We start from the raw sequence: 25,962 nt of genomic DNA, 5'->3' as shown, positions 1-25,962 counted from the left end.
GCGGGGGCGGCTTTCTTATAGGTTTAGCACCACCTAGTTGTTATTGTTACCGCTTGCGCCCGCTGCTGCGCTCGGGGTGGCCTGGGCAGTGGCCGTAGCGGCAGGCTGGGTGGCCTGAGCGGTAGCCGCTGCACTCGGTGCGGTAGTAGCTGCCGTGCTGGGGGCGCTGGTCGCTACAGGGGCAACCGCCACGCGAATAGTCACGGTTGAACCCTGTTCAATCAGGGTTCCGGCAGTGGCACTCTGTGAGATAACGGTGCCAGCGGGCTGGGCGGTGGTGGTGACGGTTTCGATATTGGTGCTCAGCAGGGTATCTGACGCGGTCAGTGCTGCGATAGCGGCATCGCGGCTCAGGCCGACCAGGCTGGGGACCTCAACCTTACCGTTGGAGAGAATGATATCGATGGTCGCACCGGCATCGGCCTGTTCGCCGGAGCCTGGGGTTACACCAACAACCATGCCCGCAGGGATAGTGGGGCTGTTGACGGTGGTGGTGCGGCCAGGCACGAAGCCAGCGTTCGTGAGGGTCTCACGCACGTACTGTTCACTCTGGCCCTCAAGGTTGGCGGGCACGGTCAGTACAGCCGGGCCGGACGATACAGTCACAACGATCTCACTGCCCTCTTCAGCTTCAAGACCGGTCACGGGGGAGGTCTTGATAACTGAACCCTTGGGGATGGTGTCGGAGTGCTCTTCTTCGAACTTGAGCGCGAAGTTCAGGTTACGCAGCTGGGTTTCAGCCTCTTCCTTGGTGAGGCCCTGAACCGCAGGAACCACGTGGACGGGAACCTCGTTGAGCTTGGCCTGGTAGTAGAGCACGGAGCTCACACCGAAAGCAGCTAGCAGGAGGATGAGCAGGGTGGTGAGGGCCTTGCCCCAGGCGTTACGTCGGCGCTTTTTGCGGGCCTTAGCCGGGTCCTGGCCGTAGCCGTAACCGTAGAGTTCTTCGTCGGTGTATTCAGACTGGGCGTTGTCGAAGAAGCTACCAATGCCGGCTTCTTCGGTTTCGCGCGGAGTAGCGGCAACAGCGCCTGCTGGGGTGTCTGTGCCCAGGGCAGCTGCACCGAAAGCGGTGGTTGCTTGGGTGGGATCCTGGTCGCTACCGGTAAGTATGCCGCTTTGGGCATCTTTGAGGGCGGACGCGAATTCGCCGGTGCTCTGGTAACGGCTGGCAGGGTTCTTGGCCAGGCCCTTGAGTACAGCAGCGTCGAGAGCTGGGGAGACCTCTTCTGAGGCGAAGGCGCTGGGAGGCTGAGGGGTTTCGCTCAGGTGCTTACCGGCCAGTTCCACGTTGGTGGGGGCGTCGAAGGGGGAGCGCCCCGCCAGCATCTCGTACACCACGCAGGCAGCCGAGTAGACATCACTGCGGGCGTCGACGGTCTCACCGCGAGCCTGCTCGGGTGAGATGTAGCGGGCGGTACCCATGACGGTGTTGGCCTTGGTGAGGGCGTCACCGGCCTCTTCGGCGGCGCGGGCAATGCCGAAGTCCATGACCTTAATCTGGCCGGGCTCGCCCAGCTCACGGTCCTCTGCCGTCTGGGGCAGAATCATGACGTTGGCGGGCTTGATATCGCGGTGCACGATACCTGCGCTGTGGCTGTAGTCGAGAGCCTCGAGAATCTGCACACCGTAGGCTAGGGCCTGGGCCTGGTCGACCTCGCCGCGAGACATGGCGTCGCGCAGGGTGGTGCCCTGAACCAGCTCCATGACCATGAAGGGCACAGAGACCTCAGAGCTACCTACCTGAATATCGAAGGAGCCGGTGTCGTAGACACCTACGATAGAGCGGTGGTTGAGGGCCGCGACAGCCTCTGCCTCGCGCTGAAAACGGGCGCGGAAGATGACGTCCTGAGCATGCTCAGTCCGTAGCACCTTGAGCGCAACCTTGCGCCCCAGGCGTGTATCAACCGCCTCGTAGACGGTCGCCATGGCGCCGGAGCCGATAACGGCTCCGACCTCGTAGCGCTGATCGATAGTTTCAGGAACCTGCTGGTCCATGTATTCACCCATCATTTCCGGTGGAGTTTAGTTGCCGGTTGAATCAGCACTCGGTGAGGCTGATTCGGAGCCGGTGGTTGACTGTGATGCTGAGGCGCTCGGCGATGCGGATGCCGATGCGCTGGCTGCGGGGGCCTTGGCTACGTAGACGTCTACGCTGCTCCCTACTTCAACGCGGGAGCCCGAGGTGGGGCTGGTGCGTAGCACGGTGCCTTCGCGGGCACTGCTGCTTTCTTCAAAGTGAATCTGCACGTTCACGCCCAGGGCGGTAATCGCGTTGATGGCCTCTTCAGAGTCTGTACCCTCCAGATTACTTGGTAGGGTCACTGATTTGGGGCCGGTGGAGTACTGCACGGTAATGGTTTCGCCCACTTCTACGCTACCGGTAGGTGAAACGGAGAGCACGGTGTCTACAGCGGAGTCGGAGGTGACGCCGGTGGTGCGGGTTGAGAAGCCCATAGCGGTGAGTTCGTTGACGACCTCATCGAGGGAGCGGCCCTCGAAGGAGGCTGAGTCAATCTCTACCCGGGTTTTCTCGGTGCTGGTTTCGCTGGCACTGGGGGTGGGTGAGATGCTGACGGTTGAGACGGTACCCGAGGCGGTGGGGGTGCTCTCGCCGGTAGTGCTGGAGCGGTTACTTCCCGCTAGTACAAACCAGACGACGGCGGCAATGAGGAGCAGGGCAAGCACCAGGGACACCCAGCCCCAGGGGCTTTTCTTCTTTGCCGGGGGCTCGGCTGTCGGGTAGGCGGCAACGACCGGGGCACTGGGTACACGGGCGGTGGTGGGCTCGGGTTCGTGGTGGGCTCCTGAGCCAAACTGGGTTGCTGCGGGAGCCACTGTGGTGGGGGCCGTCATGACCTGGGTGGCCTGGGTATCTGCCCCCTGCGGCAGGAACTTGCCCAGGGGCGGTACAGCCTTGATGGCGGCCGGGATGTCGCGGCGACGGATAGCGTCGATAGCGGACGCCAGCGCGGTTGCGGTCTCGGGGCGGTCCGCCGGGTCCTTGGAGAGCAGGCACATGATGAGCGCTGCTGCGGGGACGTCATTGGGCAGGGGCGGCGGCGGGTCGTTGACCTGCGCCAGGGCGATGGCGATCTGCGATTCGCCGGTGAAGGGGCGCTTGCCTGCCAGGCACTCGTAGCCGATGATGCCCAGGGAATACATGTCTGAGGAGGGGGTGGCCTGCTGGCCGGTTGCCTGCTCAGGCGCCAGGTACTGGGCGGTGCCCATGACCTGGCCGGTGGCGGTCAGAGGTACCTGGTCAGCCAGGCGGGCGATACCGAAGTCGGTGACCTTCACCCGCTCGTCCGGAGTGATAATCAGGTTGCCGGGCTTCACGTCGCGGTGCACGAGACCCTGGGCGTGGGCGGCTGCCAGGGCGCGGGCGGTCTGCGCCATGATATTGAGGATGCGGTCAGCAGGTAGCTGCTTATCGCGCTCAATGATGTTAGACAGCGGCTCACCGGGAACCAGTTCCATGACCAGGTAGGCAGAGCCGTCCTCTTCGCCGTAGTCAAAGACGTTGGCGACACCGGGGTGGTTGAGCAGGGCGGTGTGGCGGGCCTCGGCGCGGAAGCGCTCCAGGAAGCCAGGGTCGCCCGTATATTCCTCTTTCAGAATTTTTACGGCGACGGTACGGCCCAAGACCTTATCGCGCGCCTTCCAGACCTCGCCCATACCGCCAATTGCGATACGCTCGGTCAGGGTGTAGCGACCACCAAGAGTCACATCTACCGAAGGCCTCACTTGTTCAACACCGCCTCAAAAAGTTGTTTACCTGCGGGAGCAGCAAGCTGCGCCCCTGTTGTGACGTCTACACCTTCATAGACTACCGCGATAGCTACCTGCGGGTCGTCAGCCGGAGCGAAACCAGTGAACCAGGAGTTGTTCAACCCCGTGTCTCCAATTTCAGCGGTACCGGTCTTACCGGCCACCTGAACCCCGCTCACCGCGGCGCCCGAGGCGATACCGTTACTCACGCCGTTTACCATCCACTCTGTTACCTGGTTGGCGATATCGGCTGAGGTGGAGCGTCGTAGCTCCTCAGCTGAGAACTCATACAGCGAGCTGAGGTTGTGAGACTTAACCGACCTAATCAGGTTGGGTTTCATCTGCACACCATCGTTCGCGATAGCTGCGCTCATCATGGCAACCTGCAAAGGGGTGGTCTTCACATCGTACTGACCAATAGACGCCTGTGCTAGCTGGCTGTCTTCCATGCTGGTCGGGAAGACCGACTGTGACACGGTCAGGGGAATCTGAAGGTCTTGCCCGTAGCCAAAGTTGCTTGCAGCCTGGGCGATGGTTTCTTCGCCCAGGTCCATAGCAATCTGGGCAAAGGGGGTGTTGCAGGACTGCGCCAGGGCCCACTCGATGGTGGCGGACGTGCGGGTTGAGCACTGGCCACCGGTGTAGTTGGGCAGGGTGACGGTGGTGTTCGGCAGGGTTAGGTTCTGCGGGTTGGGAATCACCGAGTCCGCATTGTATTTACCCGATTCGAGGGCGGCTACGGCGTCAATAATTTTGAAGGTTGAGCCGGGTGTGTAGGTGTCGCCCGCGATAGCGCGGTTGTAGAGCGGGTGGTTGGCGTCCTCATTGAGGGCCGCGTACTGGGCCAGCACCGACTCGGCATTGTGAGACGAGAGGGTGTTGGGGTCGTAGGAGGGTGTGGACACCATAGCCAGGAGTTCGCCGGTCTTGGGGTCGAGGGCCACGATAGAGCCCTTGTAGCCGTCCAGCAGGTCGTAGGCCAGCTGCTGGAGCTCACTGTCGATGGTCAGCTCAACGCTGGCCCCCTGGGCGGTGTTGCCGGTGAACATCTGGGCCAGGCGGTCGTAGAACTGGGCGTCGGAGTTGCCCGAGAGCTGATCGTTCATGGCAGATTCCAGGCCGGTTGCCCCGTAGATGGACGAGAAGTAGCCGGTGAGCCCCGCGTAGAGCTCGGGCTGGGAGTAGGTGCGCTGGAAGGCATAGCCGTCGTTCGACTCTACGGACGAGGCAATCTCGACGCCGTCAACCACAATGGACCCGCGCTGGGAGCCGTAGCTTTCGTAGAGGGTGCGGGAGTTCCAGGCGTTGGCCTGCAGGTTTTTAGCGTCGAAGAATTGGATATAGGTCAGGGTGCCCAGCAGCATCACGAAGACGCAGGCTGCAGCGATCCATGCCCGGCGGATAGCTTTATTCACCGCGAGCACCTCCTGAACGGTTGGTTTCGGTAATTCTAGAAATGACGGACGTGGCGCCCTCGGGCTCGTAGCCTTCGTAGTCGATGCTGTCTGCTTCGTCGAACTCTTCTACCACGTGCGGGGCACGGGCGGTGTGGGAGATAGCGAGCAGGATGGCTACGATGACCCAGTTTGAGAGTAGGGAGGAGCCGCCTGCGGACATGAAGGGGGTGGTGAGGCCCGTCAGAGGAATTAGGCGGGTGACGCCGCCAATGACCACGAAGAGCTGAATCACGATGAGGGCCGAGAAGCCGGCGGCTAGGAGCTTGCCGAAGGCATCACGGGTGCCTAGGGCCGCACGGAAACCGCGGGAGACCAGCAGCAGGAAGAGCATAAGAATCGCTCCCAGACCCAGCAGACCCAGCTCTTCACCGAGGGCAGTGATAATCATGTCTGAGTTGGAATACGAGACGAGGTCGGGTCGTCCGTTGCCCCAGCCGCGTCCGAACAGGCCGCCAGAGGCCAAGCCGAAGAGGCCCTGCACGATCTGACCCGAGCCACCCAGGGGCTGGTTATAGATTTCGGAGTCAAAAGCGTGCACCCAGGAGTTGATGCGGTAGTAGACGTGGGAGATGTAGTTGTAGGCCAGCACGCCGCCAGCAGTTACAAAGAGCAGGCCCAGGGCAACCCAGGTGAGGCTCCCGGTTGCCAGGAAGAGCATGGCCAGGAAGATGCCGAAGAAGAGGATAGCCGAGCCCAAGTCGCGCTGGAAAACCAGCACCGCTAGCGAGACAAACCAGGCGATAAACATGGGGGCCAGGTCTTTAAAGCGGGGCAGGCGTACCGGGCCGATACGCTTACCGGCCAGCATAATCAGGTCGCGGTGGGTTGAGAGATAACCGGCGAAGAAGATAGCCAGGGTGATCTTGGCGATTTCACCGGGCTGGAAGGTGCGGCCGCCGAGCGAAATCCAGATACGGGCACCGTTAATTTCGGTACCGATGACCGGTAGCAGCGGCAGCAGGAGCAGCACAATCGAGGCAGCCAGAGAGATATAGGTGACCTTCCGCAGGACCCGGTGGTCGCGCAGGAAGAAGAGCACCACAGCCGAAACAATCATGGCTACGCCGGTCCACATGAGCTGGGCGGCCCCCGCGTTAGCGGTGGTGGTCAGGTCGATACGGTAGATCATGGCTAGACCCAGCCCGTTGAGAGCCACCGCAATTGGCAGAATAAAGGGGTCGGCGTAGCGGGCCCGCATATACATGACGGCATGCAGTACCAGGGCACCCACACCCTGAACGGTGAGAGCCTGTACCCACATGTGGTTCTCCAGGGCCGCTTCGGGGTCTACCAGGTACATGGCGGCAGGGCAGAGCAAGACCGCGAGCACAGTGAGTACCAGTTCGGTCAGTCGGCGGGAGCGGGGCAGCTCAACCGCAGGTGCGGCAGATGAAGCGCTCACTAGTTACCTCCCTGGGTAGTTGTGCTGGTATCGGGTGTTGGGCTGGTTTCGGACGCCGGGATCGGCTCACCCGAGGCACTGGCAGAGGTGCTCGGGGTAGGCTCCGCTGTGGTGACGGTTCCCGGCGTGACCGTAGCCGGTAGCTGGTCGCGCAGATTCTGCACAATCTGCTCAGCCTCGTCCTGGCTCGTGGCGGTGATAGTGCTGCGTAAAAGCGACTGCGAGAACTCCGGCAGGGAGCTGACCTCAATATCGGTCTCTTCCACCACACTGTTCAGGCTCACCGGCCCCAGGGACTGGTTGATGCCGTTGAACACCGTCACGTGGTCGTCCTTAACACCCACGTAGTACTGAGTTTTAGTCCACGAGAAGAAGCTCCAGGCGCTCGCCGCAAGAACCGCCAGGGTCAGGGCCACCACGAAGACCCGCATGGGCCAGCGGTGGGGCGACGGCGCTACCTCGTTGCTCAGGGCAACCCGGTATTCCTCGGGCAGCTCAGCGGGTTCCAGGGTCTGATTGGCCTGCTGCTGCGAGAGAGTGCTGATGTTCTGGGCCGTGCGGGCTGTCACCGCCGGAATCATGCCGGTCTGGGTTGCGTTAGCGGCAGCTCCCACCAGGTCGTGGGGTCGCTCCGAGAGCTCCTGGCGCAGGACGGACGCCGGGGTCGGCTCGTCCTCGCCGTCACCGGTGGTGGCGGTGGCGGTGTCCACCCCGGCCTTAACCGTCATGGTGTTGAGCACGCCGTCGGTGAAGGATTCGCCACGCCACTTGCCGTGGCGCAGGGCGTTACGCATCTTGGCGTGCTGGGGCATGCGGCGGCGCCAGGGGGCGCGGTGCTCGCCGTCCTCGTCTACCGGCTCACCGGCGTCCGCTCCCTCTGCCTCGCTGTCGCTAGAAGGGGGCTCAGAGGCCTCCTGCTCCACGGTGGGGTAAACCCCCACCAGCTCGCCGTCCTTACCGTACTTACGCACCGGAATAATTGGCTGCGGGGCGGTAATCGCCGCAGATAGGGAATCCTCGCTAATGACCTGCAGGGCCACCACGGTCACGTTATCGGGGGCGCCGCGTTCCAGGGTCATATCGGTCAGAATATCGACCACCTGCTGCAGGTCGCCGGTGGAGCGCATGACCGTCTCAATCTCAGCTACCTGCACCACGGCGTCCAGACCATCAGAGCTCAGCACCCACTTTTCGCCCACCACGGCGTCCAGGGTGCGAAGTTCAAGCTCGGGGGAGGCATCAACATCGCCCAAGACGCGCATAATCACGTTCTTGTGCGGGTGGGCCTCAGCCTCCTCGGGGCTAATACGCCCCTCCTGCAGCAGGCGCTGCACAAAGGTGTGGTCGGTGGTGACCTGCTCAAACACACCGTCGCGCAGGCGGTAGGCGCGCGAGTCACCAATATGGGCCATCTCAATGCGGTCGCCATCAATCAGCAGAGCCGTGCAGGTGGTACCCATACCCGCCAAACGCGGGTTCAGCGCCACCAGCTCATTCATGATGATATTGGCATTCACGATCTCATCAGCCAGGTACACCCCGGCATTACCCTCAAAACCTGCCCGGTCAAGAGGGGTCAAATCAAGCACCGTGGTCGCCGACGCAACGTCGCCGCCCACATGCCCGCCCATACCATCGGCAACAACCGCCAGGTAATGGCCCGCATACCCCGAATCATCGTTTTTAGAGCGCACTCGCCCCACATCGGAGCGGGCCGCAAAACGGAAAGCGATACTCATGCACTAGGCTTTCAGCTGCATGGTGGTGCGGCCAACCCTAAAGAGCTGGCCAGCCTCAATCGGAGTAGCACGGGTCAGGCGGGTATCACCCACAAAAGTACCGTTGGTTGACCCCATATCTTCAAGGAACCAGCGCGACCCCTGCGGGAAAAGACGGGCATGACGGCCCGAAGCGTAGTCGTCCTGCAAAGACACCTCAATATCGGTGGCGCGGCCAATCGTCACCGGGCTATCGCCCAGACGCATGGTAGCCCCGGCCTGGGTGCCGTCCACAATCGTCAGTAGGGACGGACGCGCCGGAGGGGCAGCTACTGGCACCGGGTGGGCGGGAGTCGCAGGAGCAACCGGCGCATCAACAGCGGCGTCCTCAAACTGAGCCCGCGCAGTGCGGATATTACGCCCCACACCCAGGTCGCGGCGCGACGCGGCAAGAACCATAAAAATAAACAGCCACAGCAGGCCCAAAAAGGCAAAACGCAAAACCGTCACGGTAATTTCAGATGCCACAAGCTACCCCTTACGAACCATCAGACGGAAAACAATACGGGCCCGGCCCATCTCAATCACAGAACCGTTACGCAGCTCAGCCCGGCCGTGCAGGCGTTTACCGTCGAGGTAAGAACCGTTCGTGGACCCCAGATCAACCGCAAGGTAGGTGCCATCTTGCTCCACAATATCGAGGTGGCGGCGTGAGACACCCGTATCTTCAACGGTGATATCTGCATTGGAGCCGCGCCCCAGGGTGACCGGCAAATCGCGCACCACAACGCGCTCGCCGTTGATGTCGAGCACCACCTGGGGGGTAGAGGCGGGGCGGTGAGACTGCGGCAGCTGGTGGGCGGGCACCGGCTCGGTGCGCGGTGGCGCTGCCGGGCGGGTGATGCGCGTGGGGAGCTGCTGCTGGGCGGACGCCGGGTGGGCAGGCGCTGCCTGAGGGGCAGGTGCCGGGGCGGATTCGTCCTGAGGGGCCTGCATCTTCTTCACCGCGCTGGTGATATCGAAGCTGCCCGGTTCAAGTTCGTTGTTGAGCGAGAAGGTCACGCGCACCGCCCCGCGCAGGGAGTAACCCTGGTCGCGGGCGTGGCGGATGACTACGTCGCAGAGCTCTTCAGCCAGGGGCACACCCCACTGCTGGGCCCGGGAAAAGTCACTGGCAGAAAATTCGGCGGTGAAGTTATTGGGGGCGATGGTACGCCCGGACGAGACGGAAAAGGCCTTGTTGTCCATCTCGGTGCGGAGCCGGTTGGCGATATCTACGGGCTCAAAAGTGCCGCCCTTGCTGAAGGTGCCACGCACGGCCTTTTCTAGGCCCTGTTCAAGTCTGTCGATGAACCCCATGCTTGCCTCCTTCAACACAAAACTACGGGCGCACCGCGCCGTGTTCTGCGGGTGCTCGAGCTGATTCGCTGCGCAGGGTATGCGCACAGCCTAAGCTTCTAGTCTAGTGGATAACCGTAAAAACTCCCCGGGAAAACCTGGTAAAGCCCTGCTGTCTCACGGGTTGTGGGGTAGGGAGCGGACGCCCGTGCGCTGGTTTTGGGCGTCTTTCTGGCTTGTATGTGGTTGAGGACACTTAATTTCGGTTGGACATCTTCTTCGCGGGGTATGTATAGTTATCTTCGTTGCTCATTCAGCAACGATAAAAAATGAATAATGCGCAAGTGGCGGAATTGGCAGACGCGCTGGCTTCAGGTGCCAGTGATCGCAAGATCGTGGGGGTTCAAGTCCCCCCTTGCGCACAGAGAAGAAAAACCCGTTTTTCCTAGTAAAAGCTAGGGGGAGCGGGTTTTTCGTGCCCAAAATAGGCCCCGCCACGTAAATACCACGTAAATGTGTTGAGCAACGTACCGGCGCAGGTGTCTGGTTTCGAGGTGCTTAGAGGGGGCCGGTTGCAGGTATCTGCGAGCGCGGTTAGGGTATGCGCGGTGGGCACGCTAGGGGCAGCGGACAGCGGTGGGGGCGGTGGGCTTGTCGCTGTGTTGAGAGATGTGGGGCAGCTGGTGGCCGGGGTTGGTGTCGGCTTGGGGTGCGCCGGGTTGTGGGGTGCTCCCTTGGGGCGGTGAGTGTCTACGGGGCCGCGGGTCTTCCCATCTGAAGCAACCACCGGGATTTTCCTGGTAGTGGCCCATGGCTTCCCCTGAGGTCGTGTGTTCCGTCTGGGATGTCCTCAACAATGTTTAGGTCATGTCTTAGGGGTACGCACTTTTGCGCACTCTTGTTGGCGGCCCCGCCAATTTCGGCACGACTAGGCACGGAGGGGGCTTTGCGCTACCCCCTTAGCTGGTGGGCTTGTAACCTGTACACACTTCGGCTTGCTATGTACGGGCGGTAAGCCCTGCTGCGGGTTAGGAAGGTTGCACCCTATCCCTGGTGGCTGTCACCCTGGCGTACGTTTTTCGTCCCGTTGGCCTAGCTGGTTGGTGTGTCAAAACCTTCTGTAGCGAGGTTTCAAAACCGACAGGTTGTAGGTTTCAAGGTTTTTACCTGACCGGGTAAAAATGGGTGGTAGGTCTTACTGTCGGTTCCAGCTGCCGGGATTTTCCTGGTAACTGCTGATGGTGGGATGTGCGCTCGCAGGGGTGGGGCGCGCAAGGTGGAGGTTATTCCCACCCAGCTGCCTCAACTTTCTTTAGGTAGCTGGGTGAGGCCTGACCCCTGGAGTGTTCACCATGGGGTAGCTACTACTTACCCCACTGTGAACCCTGAACCGTACATTTTCTCGTTTGCTATGACAAGCGGTATTGCCCTTATGCGGCCTGTGGGGGGTGTCCCCCACCCCTTAGCGGGGTCGGTGTGGTGTTCTTTTTTGCCCTACTGGTGAGAGTGAGGGGCTTATATCGCCGTCTGGCGGTCTGCTGATTCCTGGAGGTAGCAAGACATTTGGGCGGTGCGGCGGGGCAGAGAATGGCCCGGTGGTGCGGGTTCTACGGTATGCGCGGTGTGGCCCACTGCTCCAGCTGGTGGGCTATCTTCTCAAAGGTTAGGGTGTGTTCCGCTACCTGAACAACGAACTGGGCTTGCTCGTTATCTTCAAGCTCTTCTAGGGGGAGGATATCCCAGCCGTTCAGGCTGAGGAAAAGGATGGTGCAGGTGTAGGCGGTGCGTTTGTTGCCGTCCGTAAAAGGGTGATTCTGTACCAGTGCCTCTAAAAGGGCTGCGGCTTTATCAAACACGCCGGGGTAGAGTTTGTGGTCTGCGTAGCTGGTAGTAGGGCGGGCTAGGGCGCTCTCTAGGAGGTGTTCCCCGCCGGGTTTTAGGTGCTGGCCCGGTGCTAGGCGGGCGTGTACTGCTAGGGCTTGTGCAAGGGTTAGGTAATGCACGGGCGCAGGTTACTGGGTGGCGAGGATGGCGTTTACGCCTTCTAGTCGGTCAAGGACGGCTTCTAGGGTTTCGTCGAAGTCCTGGGCTGTGATGGTTTCGTTAATGGCGGTAGTCATAGTTAATGTGCCTTCTTGCAGGCTAGTGGTTGGGGTGCTCGTTATCGAGGTGGGTTAATCCTAGCGTTAAATGCTGGAGGTCAGCTAGGGGGCAGGGTCACCACCGCAATTCCTCTTGTGTGGAATATGTGGGGTGCGCTCGCAGGGCGTTCATCTCTACCTGCTGGCTGTCTAGACGGCGGGTAGCGATTTTCACTACCCGCGCCCAGTTGCGGAGATTTTCTCCGTGGCTGCCCCGCGCATTTTCCTGGCGTCCTGCTGCACCCTCATAGCCTTAGGGACAGGTTCGGGGGGATATTTCTCTATACCGAGGGGCGTGACTGACCCCTGCCGGGGTGGGGGATAGCCCCCTACCCCTTTCTGCGCGCCGTGTATGCCGTTTTGCGGGGCTGGAATAGGAGGGGTGCCCTCTTAGCCTGTTGGCGTGCTGTTAGGGGTTCTGGGGGTTAATTCTGGTTCTACGGGGCAGGGCTAGGTGACGTCGGGGTGCTGATGTCATCGCCCCACTCAGGGGCAGGGGTCGGCGGCCTCGGAATTGCCGAGGACATCGTTTATTCAGGGGTAGGGCTAGGCGCTGGTGTCGCCGCGCTGCTGGCAGAAGATGGAGCAGAACGGGCAGGTATCAAAGCCAGTTGCGGCCAGGGCAGCGAGCGCGGCGCGTTCACTACCGGTCAGATGGATAGCGGCGGTGATGGACTCTAGGGGTGTGGTGGTGAGGGTGTCGAGGGCTGCGGTGGTGTTCTGCTGCGGGGACGGGTGCGGTTGGCTGTGGGCTAGTACGGCTCTTACCTGTTCTATGGTGGCGTGGGCGGGGTGGGGCGAAGCCGTGGGGCTACAGGTGAAACATGTGGACTTCGAGCGGTGCCGGTTGAGTATTGAACGTAATCTAGTTGAGGGCGGTGGTAGGTACGAGGACAAGGCCCCTAAGAGCGGTAAGGCGCAGCTGGTTCCATTCCCCCGATTTATCGCCCAATATTTGCGGGTGGCATGTAAGGACAAGCTAGGGGAGGCCAGTGTATTCACCCATAAGCACGGCGGCGGGTATCTAAAGCACCCTCATAGCTATAACGGCTGGTTTGTCCGTGCCTTGGCCGCCTCGGGTATTGAGAAGAAGATTACCCCGCACGATTTACGGCATAGTGCGGCGTCTTTTGCGTGGCTTCGGGTGCGCCGGTGCCCTTGGTTCAGAGAATGTTGGGGCATAAGTCTGCGACTATGACCCTTGATGTGTACGCGGATTTGTTCGAGGAGCAGGTGGACAGTGTGGCGGATGCTATGGACTTAGCTTATAGGGCTGCTGCATCCATAGTTTCAGGCGGTGGGGCCACGTAAATGTGCATGAAAACAGGCGAATTTGGTGTAAACTTACGTAAACGTTTTTCCTAGTCAAAATGGATATAAGGGCTGTGACTAGGGGCCTTGCAGGGGTTCAAGTCCCCTTTGCGCACAGAGAAGAAAAAACCCGTTTTTCCTAGTGAGAGCTAGGGGGAGCGGATTTTTTCGTGCCCAAAAGAGACTGGCACTTTCTCTTACTGATTGAGGGTAGCTACAGGGTCTAGTCGCGATGCCTTCCAGGCAGGGTAGATGCCAGCTAACACTCCAATAGCAAGACCTGATACCAGGCCTGTCACGATGGTCAACGGACTGATGATAGGTGTCCAGCTATTTACAAGACTAACTACCGCAATGCAGTTTACAGCCACAACGATACCCATGAGAGCACCTGCTGCGCTGGTCAGACAGGCCTCGGCCATAAACTGGGCGACTATACCGCGAGGTGGTAACCCCAGGGCCAGCCGTAGACCTACCTCCTGGCGGCGTTCAATAACAGCCACCAAAAAAGTATTCATAATGCCGACTGCACCGATAATGAGTGTGACCCCAGAGAGTAAAAGTAGCATAGTTCGCTGGGACTGCCCAATGGCGTCCTTAAGTTTTTCAGGCGAGGGTGGTAGTGCAGCGGTGAAGCTTTGGGGCTTATGGGGTGATAGGGCATAGGGGGCCTCAGTCGCTACCTGGCTGGCTGCACCGGGGTCAGTAGCTAAGGAAATAATGAGTGGGCCTGGTGTTTCCGTGGGTAGGTCCACTCCAAGGGGTAGGTAGAGAGCGCCGTAGTAGTCAGAGAGCGCAGTGTTTTCTTCGGCAACTCCAACAATGGTGATGGGCTGGTTTTCTGCGTAGAGGGTAAGCCCCGGTTGCCAGGTGATACCAAGTGCATTGAGCAGGGACTCACCAACTACTGCGATTCGTTGAGGGTTTTGGATATCGCTTTCGGTAAGGCTCCGTCCACTTATAATGTTTTGCCCTTGGGTTGTGAAAATATTGGGTGTTGCGCTGAGCAACTGTGCCTGTTGTCGGCCGGGAAAGTCCAGGCGCGTTTCAGGGGCGGTGGTAATGGTGAGCGAGCTAGTAGAAAGTGGTCGGATAAGACTGGCTGAACTTACCCCGTTGAGGTTTTCAAGTCGGCTGAAGTCGCTACTCTTCCATAGATCGACGGCCTGTTGAGCTGTCATTGCCTCTTGCCCCGTCTGGTTGACTGTAATGTGTCGTGCCAGGTAGACATTGAAGGCGGATGATATCTGACCTGATACGGTGGCGGTAAGCCCTACAGTCAGAACGAGTGAGGCCACACCGAGAGCGACCCCCAAAGCGGTGAAGAGGTTGCGCTTGAAGCGGTGGGTGGCTGCGTCCCAGGCTTCAGAGAGCCCAAGCTGTAGCCAGCGGGGTTTTTTCGAGACCGTCCCCTTACCGTTATACGCGGGTGAGGACGCCGCCGGGCGGCTTATCGAAGGAGTAACAGATTCTCTGTGGTTGGGGTACTGTGCGGAGGCACTACCCCGGTAGGGTTCCACGCTCAGATTTCCATCTGTGATGGTGATAGTGCGGTCACAGCGTGCCGCTACTGCGGGGTCATGAGTAACGATGACGGTGGTGCGGTCAGGGGCAGTGATGTCTCTGAGCATGCCCATTACTTCTTGCGACCGGGCAGAGTCGAGTGAACCGGTGGGTTCATCACAGAGCAGAAGCTTGGGTGAGGTGACTAAGGCCCGGGCGATAGCGACTCGTTGTTTTTCTCCGCCGGATAGGGTTGCTACTTTGGCTTGAGCCCTGTGTGTAAGCCCTAACATCTTTAGTGCGTCCTCTGTCTTCTCCCGCCTTTGGGCTGTTTTCAGCCCGAGATAGCGAAGAGGGAGTTCTACGTTGGAGGCAGTATTCTTGTGACCGATGAGGTGAAAGGCTTGGAAGACAAAAGATATGTTGGCTAGCCGAACAGCTGACAATTCTGCGGGGGAAAGTTGATGAACAGATTGCCCGTTGAGGGTATAACTCCCCTGGTTAGGGGTGCTCAGCAGACCCAGAATGTTAAGTAGGGTTGATTTTCCGCTACCTGATGGGCCTAAGATTGCCACGACCTCACCGGAGTAGAGGTCAAGATCAATTGAGTGCAGAATCTCCTCTGAGGAACCGGGGGTTTCAAATGACTTTCTTACGCCACGTAGGCTAATCAGGGGAGATGGGGCACTGCTGGTAGGCAGAGCTTCGGGAAACATCTTACTGGCCTCCGGTGACAAGCTTGATTTCATCGCCGACAGTTAAGGTTCCCGATAACGGCTGTACTTCGTTGAAGCCACCTGCGCTGTAGAGGACCGTAACTGGTATATCGGTTTCGTTTTGGCCATTAAGTACCGTGATAAAGGTTTGCCCTTGTTGTGACCAGAGAGCTGATGCTGGAACGACAGGTAGTTCACCTGATGATTCTGACAAAATGACTTCAGCACTAAAATTTGTAGTGGTTTCGGGTAGGTTATCTGGCTTTGAGGCAAGAATCTTTTTGTCAGTTGCCGTCTGGCCCTGGGCAGAAGAAATCTGTTGGTTGCCGTCAGATTTTTCATCTGTTTTTTCTGAGAGGACTCCTGTGAAGCCGGTGATAGTGGTGCGGATTTCTTCCTGCTGGGAATGAAGAACCAGGGTCATGCCTAGGGTAATCTCAGGGGAGAGTTCACCGGTCAGCCCCTTACAGGTTATCTGTTGCTGTGAGCCACTAATCTGGGCAATAGGAGCAGTTGCCACAGTGCCGGTGTTGCGGGGTGGGGAAATAATTTTCTGAGGCTCACTCATGATAATGAATGAGGACGCCCTGAACCCGCCGTCCTTCTGAGGTGCGGGGTAGTTAAAGCTGCGGTAGAGCGCTGCTAGTGCCTCAGCTGTGGTTTCGTCGAAAGTGCTAGCTTCTGCGCCATATCGTCCGTATTGGTAGCCTAGCTCAGTCAGGATATCGTTGAGCATTTTAGCGTCCGGTCCGGTGTCGCCCAGATATAAGTCGCGGTAAAAGGCGAAGGGGCCTACCCCGAAAAAGACGGGGTTGCCATTGATTTCAGCGACTAGAGATCCCTGGTTAAGCTCTTCGCCATCTACCACCGCTATTTTGGTGTATTGGGCGTTGGCAGGCAGTTCGCCTGTTGGTTGAAGAGCTGTAGCCACTTCGTAGCCCAGGGAACATTGCACAGGGATAGAATCACTGAATTTTTGATTGCTGACTTGGGCCGTCATTATAGATGCTGGGGGTGGTGATGCTTCGGCTTCTTGCTGGGCGACAGTTTTAAATTTGCCCGCTACTATCAGGGTTACTACCGTGCAGAATAGCACTAGAATCGCCAGTGCTATGCCCTTTTTCTTGTTCACGGCGGATACCTCCTTTGTGTCAAAGGGTTATTGAGAAAGAATTTTTGGTGCATTAGTCTCAGCTAATTTTTTAGCATCAGAAATTTGCTGAATAATATTCTGATTGTCATTTAAGAAGGTGGTGAGATAAGCATTATAAATATCTAAAAGTTGTGATTCGTAGTTAATTTTTTCTCGGCACTGAGCATCTGCTGTTGCGGTGTCTATAGTTTGCTGATCTGGGTATTTTGCAATGATGGAAGGTGACTCGTATTCAAGTTGATAATCATTCTTCATGCAGTTAGACCACTGTGTGTTGAGTTCCTGCGTTCTGGGGTCGCTCGTTGCAGCGTTGAGATAGGGGAGAGGGAGGTTAAGAGAGCCCCCTTCAAAGAAAACCCCGGTTTCGGTATTGCCGAAGAGTTCTGAGTAGGCTGAGGCTATACAGCTATCCTCTTTGACCCCGCCAGGTACGCCCTCGACTGAGATGATTTTTGAGTCAGAAGTTCCGGAGAAGGCTTCCATCGCCCCTGGAGCATCGAGGCCGACGCTTGCCTCTGTGAGAGCTGAGGCCTGATTCTGGTACCCAAAACTTCGAGCTTGGTCAAGGGTTAATTGAGAAGGGCTGATGAGGGTGCGGAGGGAACGCTGGCTTTGTTTGTTGCTGGGGACGTAGGTGAACCCACGAGAGGCCATACATGATGTGAGGGCCTTTTGTTGCGCTTCGTACTGAGTGGGGGTAAGCGAGAAAAGTTGGTCAATTTTTTGTAGTGCCTGAGCATCTACTTGGGCAGCGGCAACAATGGTTTGACTCTTGTCTTCTGTGTCTGCTGTTTCTTTGTTTCCTGCTGAGCAGCCAACTAGGAGTGCTCCTGTAGCGATTAGCGTAAGGCTCTGTTTAAAGTTGAACATGATTTGTCCTTAGAAAAGGTAGGAGTGCTGGGGCCTTGATAAACCCCAGCACTTTCTGATGGGGACTAGGCGCGCTTTACGAAATCTGCTTTGTCATTGAAGTTAACACTTCTCAAATCATCTTCATATCAGCCTGGAGGAAGAACCTGGCCGATATACTCAGTCCCGTTGCGCCATTCCCCAATAGCTTCAGGGGTAATATCGTTTGCGTTGGTCCAGGACGAAGCTTAATCGTGCAGGTAGCCATTAAGATTGGTGTAGTTGTTGAAACCGCTAATGATTTGTGCAGTTCCGCGACGGTAGGAATCTTGATATACGCAAATATTCTTGCTGGGGCAACCCATCGTTGTTGCTGCTTCAGCTGAAGTGGTGCCGGCGAATGTTGCACTCAGAAGTGTTAGCGCCCCCCAGCTACTGCCAGAGTTTTCTTGACGTGAGGTAAGGACATGACCTTCCCCTTTCTTGATACTTCAAGGAGGCAGTCCCGACTGTGCGACTGCTGACCTTAGTGGATAAGAATCTCCAGCGCTAGAGATAAATCAAATATACATCTGTGACGCACGCTATATGGGGGTAGGGAAATATTTTGTCGGCGTGTCTTCATCTCATAGAGGCTTATTCATTAGGGTAGGTGGAGCAGGCTCACAGCGAAGCTGCTGGCTCGGCGGCTGGCGTGAATCGCCCTTGTGAGCGAAGCGAACCAGGCGAGAGGGTCGACAGCGAGCGTGAGCCTGCGGAACCCCCTTATGAATAAGCCTCATAACCTCCATAGAGTTGTACCGTGCCCTGCCCGCTTTTAGCGTCAAAAGCGGGCAGGGCACGGTACAAAAACTAGGGAAGGGGTTCATAGAGGCGAGCATGAGCTTGCGAACCCCTACAAGAGAAGCTGCAAAGCCTAGTGGTGCTTCTTATCGGGCAGGAAGTGGAGCACAGCAGCAATAATGCTGCCCCAGATCAGGCCAATCACCATAGAGCAGAAGGTGTTGATCAGCCAGGTTGCTACTCCGCCCAGGGCGGGCAGGTGGTAGCCGTACTCCTCAAGGTGGTGTACAAACTCGTAAGGGGCGGTCCACCAGTGCATATCGTAGAGGCCCACCAGAATAATGTGGCCACCGACCCAGAGCATGGCGAAAGTGCCCACGACAGAGATAATGTTCATAACCACGGGCATAGCCTTCACCAGGCCCAGGCCAAACTTCTGCACCCCGGCAGATTCACGCTGAGCCATCGCCAGGCCGATGTCGTCCATCTTGACCAGCAGACCCACAGCACCGTACACCAGCAGGGTAATGCCGATACCGACCACAGCCAGAATAGCGGCGCGGGCCCAGAAGCCCTCAGAAGCAACCTCGTTCAGGGCGATTACCATGATTTCGGCGCTCAAAATGAAGTCGGTGCGTACAGCTCCCGAGACAATTTTCTTCTCGGCGTCCTCACCCTGCACCACCGCGGGAATTTCTTCCTCGGCGTGTTCCTTCTTTGAGAACATCTCGATGACCTTTTCGGTGCCCTCAAAGCAGAGGTAGGTGCCGCCCAGCATAAGCAGGGGGGTGAGCATCCAGGGCAGGTACTGGCTCAGAATCAGCGCTGCAGGAAGAATGAAGACCAGCTTGTTACGCAGGGACCCCACCGCAATTTTCTTAATGATGGGCAGCTCGCGCTTGGGCTCGATATTGCGCACGTACTGCGGGGTGACGGCGGCGTCGTCCACCACCACGCCCGCGACTTTAACAGTAGCGCGGCCCGCTGCCGCTGCTACGTCGTCCGCGCTGGCAGCTGCCAGCGTGGCGAGAGCCGCTACGTCATCTAAGAGAGCCGCTAAACCACCGGCCATAGAAATCTCCTCGGGGAACAAATAGGTTTGTGTTGTTCCTAAGAATACTGCCCGGCGGCCCCGGGCGCGCTAAGACTCCGCGCACACTTTGGTGGGCGGGGCCTTAGTTACCTTCAGATGAGGACGCCGGTGGTCGGCTAGGCGCTGACCTCAGCGCTGTCGAAAGTTGCGGTGTCGATGACCACGCGGAACTGTACGTCGCCGGCGACAACGCGCTCGTAGGCGGCATCAACCTCATCCACACCAATCTTCTCGATAACGGCGCCGATACCGTGCTCGGCGCAGAAGTCCAGCATCTCCTGGGTCTCGGGAATACCGCCGATGTTGTTACCGGTCAGCACCTTGCCACCGCCGACCAGGCTGAACATGTGAACGTCCAGGGATTCCGGGGGCAGGCCAACAACCGAGAGAATGCCGCGGGGCTTGAGCAGACCCAGGTAGGCGTCCAGGCTGATGGGGGCTGAGATGGTGTTGAGAATCAGGTCGAACTCACCGCGGTGGTCGGTGAAGAAGTTTTCGTCGGTGGTTGCCAGGGTGCGGGCGGCACCCAGCTTGGCGGCGGCGTCCGCCTTCTTGAGGTTGCGGGAAAGTACAGTGACCTCAGCGCCCATAGCGGCAGCAATCTGCACGCCCATGTGCCCCAGGCCGCCCAGGCCCATCACGTCTACCTTCATGCCGGGCTTAACGCCCCAGCGGGCCAGGGGTGAGTAGGTGGTGATGCCGGCGCAGAGCAGGGGCGCTGCCACGTCGAAGTCCAGGGCGTCGGGAATGCGCAGAACGAAGCGCTCATTGATGGTGACCTTCTGGGCGTAGCCGCCCTGGATGATGGTGCCATCCACGTCCTTGGAATTGTAGGTGCCCACAGAGCCGTTCAGGCAGTTGTTCTCGAAGCCTGCGACACACTGCTCGCACTCGCCACAGGAGTTGACCAGGCAGCCAACGCCCACGCGGTCGCCCACCTTGAACTTGGTGACGGCAGACCCAACAGCCTCAACAGTACCCGCGATCTCGTGGCCTACAGCCAAGGGGAAGTCGGCTTGGCCCCACTCGTTGTGGATGGTGTGGATGTCGGAGTGGCAGATACCGGCTGCCTCAATCTTGATGACGACATCGTCCTCGCGGGGGTCGCGACGCTCGATTTCGGTGATTTTGAAGGGCTGGTCGGGGCCAAATTTTTGGAGGTCCTTGACGGTGATAGGCACGGGAATCTCCTTAGCGAAGTGTTCTTGTCACCTCTCACTCTACGCCTGCCTACAGGCTGCGCGACCTACTGACCGCCCGGTTCGCTCTCAGAGTGAGCGGTTGTGCCGTCGGTGCGCTCGCGCCGGTCAGAGCGCATGCGTAGCCAGTAGGCCAGGGGGCCCACGATGGGGATAAAGAGGGTGAAGAGCAGCCACTTGAGCTTCTGCGTCTCACTCAGGTGGGGCTGGCGGTGCACGGTGAGCATGCAGAAGATGGCCAGACCCATTGCGAGAAAGAGCAGAGGGTAGAAGAACCAGCCGAAAAGGCTGAGCTGGGTTCCTGTCTGCTTGGCGGTAAGGACGCCCACGGCAAATGTGCCTGTAAGCGATAGGGCGGGGGTGGAAAGATAATCGAGGGGCATAGTGTCCATGGTAGTGGGCAGAAGAAAGAGAAGGGACCAGATTCCTCCGATAGTCCTTGTAGTCAACACATACGATTCGGAGTAATCTGGTCCCTTCGTGAGGGCAGACTAGATTTTTAGCGCAAACGCGGTATCTAGCCTATGAAAGCCAACTCTTAGGCCTTGCGGCGGCGGTTAGCTACCAGGGCAGCGCCACCGGCAAGCAGGGCCAGGGCACCAGCACCAGCAACCATAGCGGCGGTGAAACCGGTGTGGGCCAGATGGCGGGAAGAGCTGCTACTTGAAGAGGTAGAGGTCTTGATGGCACTGCCGTCCTCAGCCTTGTTGGTGTAGTTGGGATCCTGCTCGCAACCTACGCTGTCCTTATCTGCATCCAGGCCCTTGTGGAAGCCTGCCTCGTCGGACTTGATGGAGCGGCCCAACGCGTCCCACACAGCGGCGCAGTTCTCGTACTCAAAAGCGGTAGCTGAAGGCGCAGGTGCTACGACGGTGCTGTCGAAGCTAGGAGCGGCGGTGGGCTGCTCGGAGGGAGTTACAGTCGGTTCCTCAGAAGGTGCGGCGGTAGGCTCCTCGGAGGGCGCGGGGGTGGGTTCAGCAATCTCACCGGTGAAGTTCGCGGAGAGGCGGACGGTGGTGCCGGCAACGCCGGTTGCATCGGTCAGCACAATCTCGTGGGTGCCGTTGGTGATGCCCTTACCTGCCAGGTCCAGGGAAACTGCCGCGGTGCCGTCCTCGGCAACGGCGACGGTGCCAACCTCAATACCGCCCACGGTAACCTTCAGCTCGGTCAGAGCGGGTACGCCGTAGCTAAGGACGTTCAGGTCAGACAGGGAGAAGGTCAGGGGGCCGTTGACGTCGTAGCTCTCAGCCAGATCTGCCACGCGCACAGCCTGCTTGGCGAAGTTGGGGTCAACGGTGCCAGCGTTCTTGAAGTAAGAAACGAAAGCGTCTGAATCTACCAGGGCGGTGTCCTTGGCGTTGGTGCCCTGGGAGAGGGTGCCGAAGTTATCGCCGCCGCCCAGCAGGAAGCTGGGAATCGCGACGGTGTAGGTGTCGGCGTCCTCAACCTTCTTGCCGTTGACGTACACATCGAGCACGTTGGAGCCGCGGGTTGCGTAGCCATCAGCGTCGGGGGAGCCGGTGTAGGTGTAGGTGACGTTCGAGGAGAAGCCCAGCTGCAGGTAGGGGCGGGTTGCCATCTCGCCTGCTGAGTTGCGCTGCCACTGCTCTTCGAGCACAGCCTTGAGCTGGGCGCCGGTGAGCTGGGTGGTCCAGAGGTTGTTGGCGAAGGGGGTCACGTTGACGATGTCCATGACGCGCACGTTCTTGTTGACAGCCAGGCCCAGTGAGGTGCGCAGGCCGCCGGGCAGCTCATCGCGCAGACCGCCGGGGTTGACGATACCGATGTCGGCGGGAGTGCGGCCGGTAGAGTTAGCGGCAGCCAGGTACATGTCGGCAACCAGGTGGCCCATGGTGGACTCATAGTTGCGCATGTCAAAGCCACCCTGGGTGGTCTTGGCGGAGTCAAAACCGGTGGTGATGGGGGCGCTGATCTGGCCCGCTACAACAGAGCCCTGCTCGGTGGCGTAGGCGTTAGCGTTGGTGACGATGGTGTTGACGTTTGCCAGTACGGGGTCGGCCGCAATCTGCTCGGCGGTGGGGGCGCTCATGCGCTTAACCAGCTCGGAGGAGTAGGCGGTGACGTTCTTGTTAGCGTCCAGGGTCAGCACAACCTTGCCCAGGTTATCGCCGTAGTTGCCGGTCTGGATGACGGGGCGGGTCTTGCCAGCCTGGCCGGGGACCGCACCGTCAATGACGTATTCCTGGTGGGTGTGGCCGGTAAAAATAGCGTCTACAGCGGCGCTGGTCTGGTTGATGATGGCATCAGCGGCGGGGGCGGAGGTATCTACACCCTCGTGGTACTCAGCGATGATGACGTCGGCTTCACCGTTGCTCGCATCGCCGTCAGAGAGCTGCGCGGCGTACTTATTCACGGCCTCAATGGGGTCGGTGAACTGCACGGACGCTAGCGCCGACGGGTCGGTCAGCTGCGGGGTCTCAGTGGTGACAGCACCAATGACGGCCACGGTAGTGCCGTTGACCTCGGTGGTGTAGTAGGGCTCCAGGGCGGGGGTGCCGTCAGCCTTAAGGACGTTGGCGCCCAGGTAGGTGAAAGAAGACGCGGGGACGATGCGGTTAACCAGGTCGTCCATGCCGGCATCGAACTCGTGGTTACCCACGGCGCTGGCAGAAAGGCCCAGGGCGTTCAGGTAGTCCAGGGTGGGCTGATCTTTCTGCACGCTAGAAACGTAGAGTGAGGCGCCCACGTTATCGCCAGCAGACAGCAGCAGGGAGCCATCGGTGGCAGCTGCACGCTCGGTCTGGATGGTGTTGGCCAGGCCCATAGCGATGCTGGTGGAAATACGACCGTGGAAGTCGTTAATATTTAGCAGGGTCAGGGTGGTGGTATCGGCTGCACCTGCACCCGGAACGGGGGCAACAACCAGGGCAACAACGGTTGCGCCACTTGCGGTCAGGCCAGCAAGACGGCGGGAGAGAGAAGAAGACATGCTTATCTTTCGCTCGGTGAATGATGATGTGTGTCATTCAACAGAATAGCCCGCTTCTTGCCCTCCCGTCGCTGTTTTAGGTGACATTTCAGTGAATAAGAAAACGCTACACAGCCAGAGCGGTTAGTTTCGCCTCCACAGCCTCAATTAGCTCAGCCAGTGTGGTGATGTAATACTTCTCAGCCAGGGTCACCGCATTCTCGCCCGGCAGACCATCCGTAGCGAAAGACCCCAGGCCAAAACTAGCCCCGGCACCAAAGCTGCTGGGCGCGGGGGCCTGGCTGCCGGCGTCCTGACCAAACGCACCGGCCCCAAAAGCGGACGACGGTGCGCTCGCCGCCTCACGAGTCAGGGTATAGCCGTAGGCCGTGGAATCGGCATAGCTGATATTGAGCACGTACTCCACCTGCACGCCATCCTCGGTGCGCTCCACCGACAGGTCGGCATCGTCAAGGAACTCGCCGTCTAGCTCCAGGCCGCCGTTGTATTCCAGGGCCCAGCCAAACTTGCGGGCCAACGCAAAAGCGGTCTCTTTAATCTGAGTGTGCTGCGGGTCAATAGCCACTGACTCTCCTTGCCGAGGCGGGTGTTTCGTATCTACTGTACTTCGAGTCAAAGAAAGAGGGTAAAGAGAAGTGGAGACGAGCCCTTCCCAGGGGGCCCGCCTCCACTTCGGTTTACTGCCCACACCCCTGCGGGCAGCTATCAGAGACGATAAATTTGAAACACACTCATACTCTGAATCGCAGGTCTGTCAGCCCAAACTCTTCCAGACCTACTACACCAAGTATGACACCTCAACCTCTGCAAAACCTGAGATTCTGTAGGCACAAAAGGGGATAAAAACCAGGCAGGTAAGGGGCCTTGCCCCCTGTTTTGGGTCTGGCAAGGTGAAACAAAACCACCCCTCAATAGTGCAAATTTTATCTATCTGTAAAAAATTCCTAGACCTTCATGGCGTGTTGCCCTCTCTGTCACACGCTTGACCGGTGATAAAGAGGGCATGGTGGCACAAGCGCCCTATTCTACCTCGTCAAGGTCAGCAGACTCAGGTACCTTCACGCGGGTATCCATGTTCAGGGTATCGCCGCGGAAGAAGGGCTTGAACTCCTCGCGGCCCATCAACAGGGCCATCAGCCCAAAGCCAATCACAAAGGAGGCCGCCGCTGTCACAAAGACGCCACTGGTACCCAGCATTTGGGTGTAGCCGTACTCAGGGTCAGCCATGTTGTAGAGCGAAATGACGAGAATAGCGGTCATCATCAGACCACCGGTTGCCGGAATAACCATGCGGAACACCACATTACGAGCGCTAGTGAAAATATCGCCCCGGTAGTACTTGATGCAGGCGAAGGACGTCACCGCGTAGTACAGGGCCACAGCCACGCTGGCAGCCTCGATGGTATCGGCCAGCATGTTCTCGCTGATGTAGGTCATGCCCGCGTAGAAGAGAGCCGAGCACACACCCATATAAACGGTAGAGGTCTTAGGAGTCTTGAACTTGGGGTGCACATCGCCGAACTTAGCCGGGATTGACCGGTAGACAGCCATGGCAAAAATGCCGCGGGAGGAGGGCAGAATCGTGGTCTGGCAGGTCGCCAGGGCAGATACAGCCACCGCCAGAATAATGCCCCAACCCCAGGAGCCCAGGGCGGCGTCCTTAAAGGGGGTGAAGACGTCGTCCGAATTATCGGGGTTAGCCAGACCAATGCCGCCCGAACCGGCGCCCGCGTACATCAGGGCCACCACGGTCACAAACACATAGGTGACCACCAGAATGGAGCTAGAAAGGACGGCCGCGCGGCCCGGGGTGCGGTGGGGGTCCTTGGTTTCCTCGGCGATAGCCAGGCAGGTGTCCCAGCCCCAGTAGATGAAGATAGCAATCAGCACGGCCTGAATCATGCCGTCAAAACTCGCTTCAAAGGGGTTGAACCAGCTGGCTTCAAACTCATAGCCGGTCACAGCTCCCGATGCCAGGGAGTTAAAGACGCCCAGCGCCAGCAGCACAATCGCCACATACTGAATACCGACCAGCAGCCACTGGGTCAGCGAGCCAGCCTCAATATTGCGGTAGGAAATCCAGGTGGTCAGGGCAATTACCAAAACTCCGGTTGCCACAATGACGTGCTTGTTGTGGGCCAGGTCGTCCTGCCCCAGCAGCAGCCAAAAATAGATCGCCGCAATCTGGGTCTGATTAGCCATAGCAATCACACCCGCCACGATAACGCCCCAGCCAGAAATCCAGCCGGTCTTCGGCCCAAAAGCCTTAGCGCCCCAGGTGAAGACCGTGCCCGAATCCGGCACCGCCTCGTTCAGCTCCTTATAGGAGAGCGCCGTCAGGAGCATAGGGATAAAGCCCAAAATTAGGGCTATCGGGGCTTGATAGCCCACGGCTATCACGATGAAGCCGATAGAGGCAGCCAGTGAGTACATGGGGGCGGTTGACGCAACCCCGATGACGGTTGAAGAAGCTAGCCCCAGGCGCCCTGCGGCGAGGCCTTTGTGGCGGAAGTCGTTGGTCATTGTCGCTAAAGATCATCCTCTGAGGTGGGGCGGGCGACGGCGTCCTTGCGGG

19 protein-coding genes and 1 tRNA gene are annotated in these 25,962 nt (G+C 58.9%); 3 read left to right on the top strand and 17 right to left on the bottom strand.

What is annotated here, in order from left to right; translation table 11 throughout:
* Window positions 1-33: 33 nt before the first annotated feature.
* From pknB to E4U03_RS06510, 7 genes are read right to left on the bottom strand one after another with little or no spacing between them, the layout of a single operon-like run.
* Complete coding sequence (pknB, locus tag E4U03_RS06540) at window positions 34-1,998, bottom strand: Stk1 family PASTA domain-containing Ser/Thr kinase (protein WP_167752343.1); 1,965 nt, start codon at window positions 1,996-1,998, stop codon at window positions 34-36.
* 27 nt (window positions 1,999-2,025) lie between these two features.
* A complete protein-coding gene (locus E4U03_RS06535) occupies window positions 2,026-3,747 on the bottom strand; it encodes a protein kinase domain-containing protein (RefSeq protein WP_135012628.1) in 1,722 nt (573 codons plus the stop codon).
* Entirely contained in the window at window positions 3,744-5,186 is a 1,443-nt protein-coding gene (locus E4U03_RS06530) for a peptidoglycan D,D-transpeptidase FtsI family protein (protein WP_135012626.1), read from the bottom strand. The genes E4U03_RS06535 and E4U03_RS06530 overlap by 4 nt, the downstream gene beginning before the upstream one ends.
* Entirely contained in the window at window positions 5,179-6,630 is a 1,452-nt protein-coding gene (locus E4U03_RS06525; protein ID WP_245207682.1) for an FtsW/RodA/SpoVE family cell cycle protein, read from the bottom strand. Before E4U03_RS06525 ends, E4U03_RS06530 begins: the two co-directional genes overlap by 8 nt.
* Window positions 6,630-8,369 carry a PP2C family protein-serine/threonine phosphatase gene (locus E4U03_RS06520; protein WP_135012624.1) on the bottom strand — a complete coding sequence of 580 codons (1,740 nt, stop codon included), beginning with the start codon at window positions 8,367-8,369 and terminating at the stop codon, window positions 6,630-6,632. The genes E4U03_RS06525 and E4U03_RS06520 overlap by 1 nt, the downstream gene beginning before the upstream one ends.
* Window positions 8,370-8,372: 3 nt before the next feature.
* A complete protein-coding gene (locus tag E4U03_RS06515) occupies window positions 8,373-8,876 on the bottom strand; it encodes an FHA domain-containing protein FhaB/FipA (protein WP_135012622.1) in 504 nt (167 codons plus the stop codon).
* A gap of 3 nt (window positions 8,877-8,879) precedes the next feature.
* Complete coding sequence (locus E4U03_RS06510) at window positions 8,880-9,707, bottom strand: FhaA domain-containing protein (protein WP_135012620.1); 828 nt, start codon at window positions 9,705-9,707, stop codon at window positions 8,880-8,882.
* A 317-nt stretch (window positions 9,708-10,024) separates the two neighbouring features.
* Between E4U03_RS06510 and E4U03_RS06505 the strand changes: the two genes are divergently transcribed.
* Window positions 10,025-10,108, top strand: a tRNA-Leu gene (locus tag E4U03_RS06505).
* A 1,185-nt stretch (window positions 10,109-11,293) separates the two neighbouring features.
* On the opposite strand, the gene E4U03_RS06500 is transcribed toward E4U03_RS06505, so the two are convergent.
* Entirely contained in the window at window positions 11,294-11,689 is a 396-nt protein-coding gene (locus tag E4U03_RS06500) for a type II toxin-antitoxin system death-on-curing family toxin (RefSeq protein WP_135012618.1), read from the bottom strand.
* 609 nt (window positions 11,690-12,298) lie between these two features.
* On the opposite strand from E4U03_RS06500, the gene E4U03_RS12815 reads away from it, so the two are divergent.
* Window positions 12,299-12,508, top strand: a complete 210-nt coding sequence (locus tag E4U03_RS12815) for a hypothetical protein (protein WP_167752342.1) — start codon at window positions 12,299-12,301, stop codon at window positions 12,506-12,508.
* A complete protein-coding gene (locus E4U03_RS13735) occupies window positions 12,408-13,025 on the top strand; it encodes a tyrosine-type recombinase/integrase (RefSeq protein ID WP_135012616.1) in 618 nt (205 codons plus the stop codon). Before E4U03_RS12815 ends, E4U03_RS13735 begins: the two co-directional genes overlap by 101 nt.
* A 310-nt stretch (window positions 13,026-13,335) precedes the next feature.
* Here the strand turns inward: E4U03_RS13735 and E4U03_RS06490 are convergent, their stop codons facing one another.
* The 9 genes from E4U03_RS06490 to E4U03_RS06450 all read right to left on the bottom strand — a co-directional run bounded on the left by E4U03_RS06490 (window position 13,336) and on the right by E4U03_RS06450 (window position 25,910).
* A complete protein-coding gene (locus E4U03_RS06490) occupies window positions 13,336-15,357 on the bottom strand; it encodes an ATP-binding cassette domain-containing protein (protein WP_167752340.1) in 2,022 nt (673 codons plus the stop codon).
* A 1-nt stretch (window position 15,358) separates the two neighbouring features.
* Complete coding sequence (locus E4U03_RS06485; protein ID WP_135012612.1) at window positions 15,359-16,489, bottom strand: hypothetical protein; 1,131 nt, start codon at window positions 16,487-16,489, stop codon at window positions 15,359-15,361.
* 27 nt (window positions 16,490-16,516) lie between these two features.
* Window positions 16,517-17,380: a hypothetical protein gene (locus tag E4U03_RS06480; RefSeq protein ID WP_135012610.1), complete on the bottom strand. Its 864-nt coding sequence runs from the start codon at window positions 17,378-17,380 to the stop codon at window positions 16,517-16,519.
* 895 nt (window positions 17,381-18,275) lie between these two features.
* Window positions 18,276-19,214, bottom strand: a complete 939-nt coding sequence (locus E4U03_RS06475) for a DUF808 domain-containing protein (RefSeq protein ID WP_135012608.1) — start codon at window positions 19,212-19,214, stop codon at window positions 18,276-18,278.
* A 137-nt stretch (window positions 19,215-19,351) separates the two neighbouring features.
* Window positions 19,352-20,416: an NAD(P)-dependent alcohol dehydrogenase gene (locus E4U03_RS06470; protein WP_135012606.1), complete on the bottom strand. Its 1,065-nt coding sequence runs from the start codon at window positions 20,414-20,416 to the stop codon at window positions 19,352-19,354.
* A 65-nt stretch (window positions 20,417-20,481) separates the two neighbouring features.
* Window positions 20,482-20,817, bottom strand: a complete 336-nt coding sequence (locus E4U03_RS06465) for a PLD nuclease N-terminal domain-containing protein (RefSeq protein WP_167752339.1) — start codon at window positions 20,815-20,817, stop codon at window positions 20,482-20,484.
* A 155-nt stretch (window positions 20,818-20,972) separates the two neighbouring features.
* Window positions 20,973-23,387 carry a 5'-nucleotidase C-terminal domain-containing protein gene (locus E4U03_RS06460; protein ID WP_135012602.1) on the bottom strand — a complete coding sequence of 805 codons (2,415 nt, stop codon included), beginning with the start codon at window positions 23,385-23,387 and terminating at the stop codon, window positions 20,973-20,975.
* 106 nt (window positions 23,388-23,493) lie between these two features.
* Window positions 23,494-23,952 carry a hypothetical protein gene (locus E4U03_RS06455; protein WP_135012600.1) on the bottom strand — a complete coding sequence of 153 codons (459 nt, stop codon included), beginning with the start codon at window positions 23,950-23,952 and terminating at the stop codon, window positions 23,494-23,496.
* A 455-nt stretch (window positions 23,953-24,407) separates the two neighbouring features.
* Window positions 24,408-25,910 (bottom strand): APC family permease, encoded by a 1,503-nt coding sequence (locus tag E4U03_RS06450; protein WP_135012598.1) that lies wholly within the window; start codon window positions 25,908-25,910, stop codon window positions 24,408-24,410.
* Window positions 25,911-25,962 lie beyond the last annotated feature (52 nt).

The sequence above is a fragment of the Rothia nasimurium genome, assembly GCF_004569295.1.
Lineage (GTDB): Bacteria > Actinomycetota > Actinomycetes > Actinomycetales > Micrococcaceae > Rothia > Rothia nasimurium_B.
The sequence above is the reverse complement of the archived record's forward strand: the minus strand, read 5'-3'. Positions and strand labels throughout refer to the sequence as shown.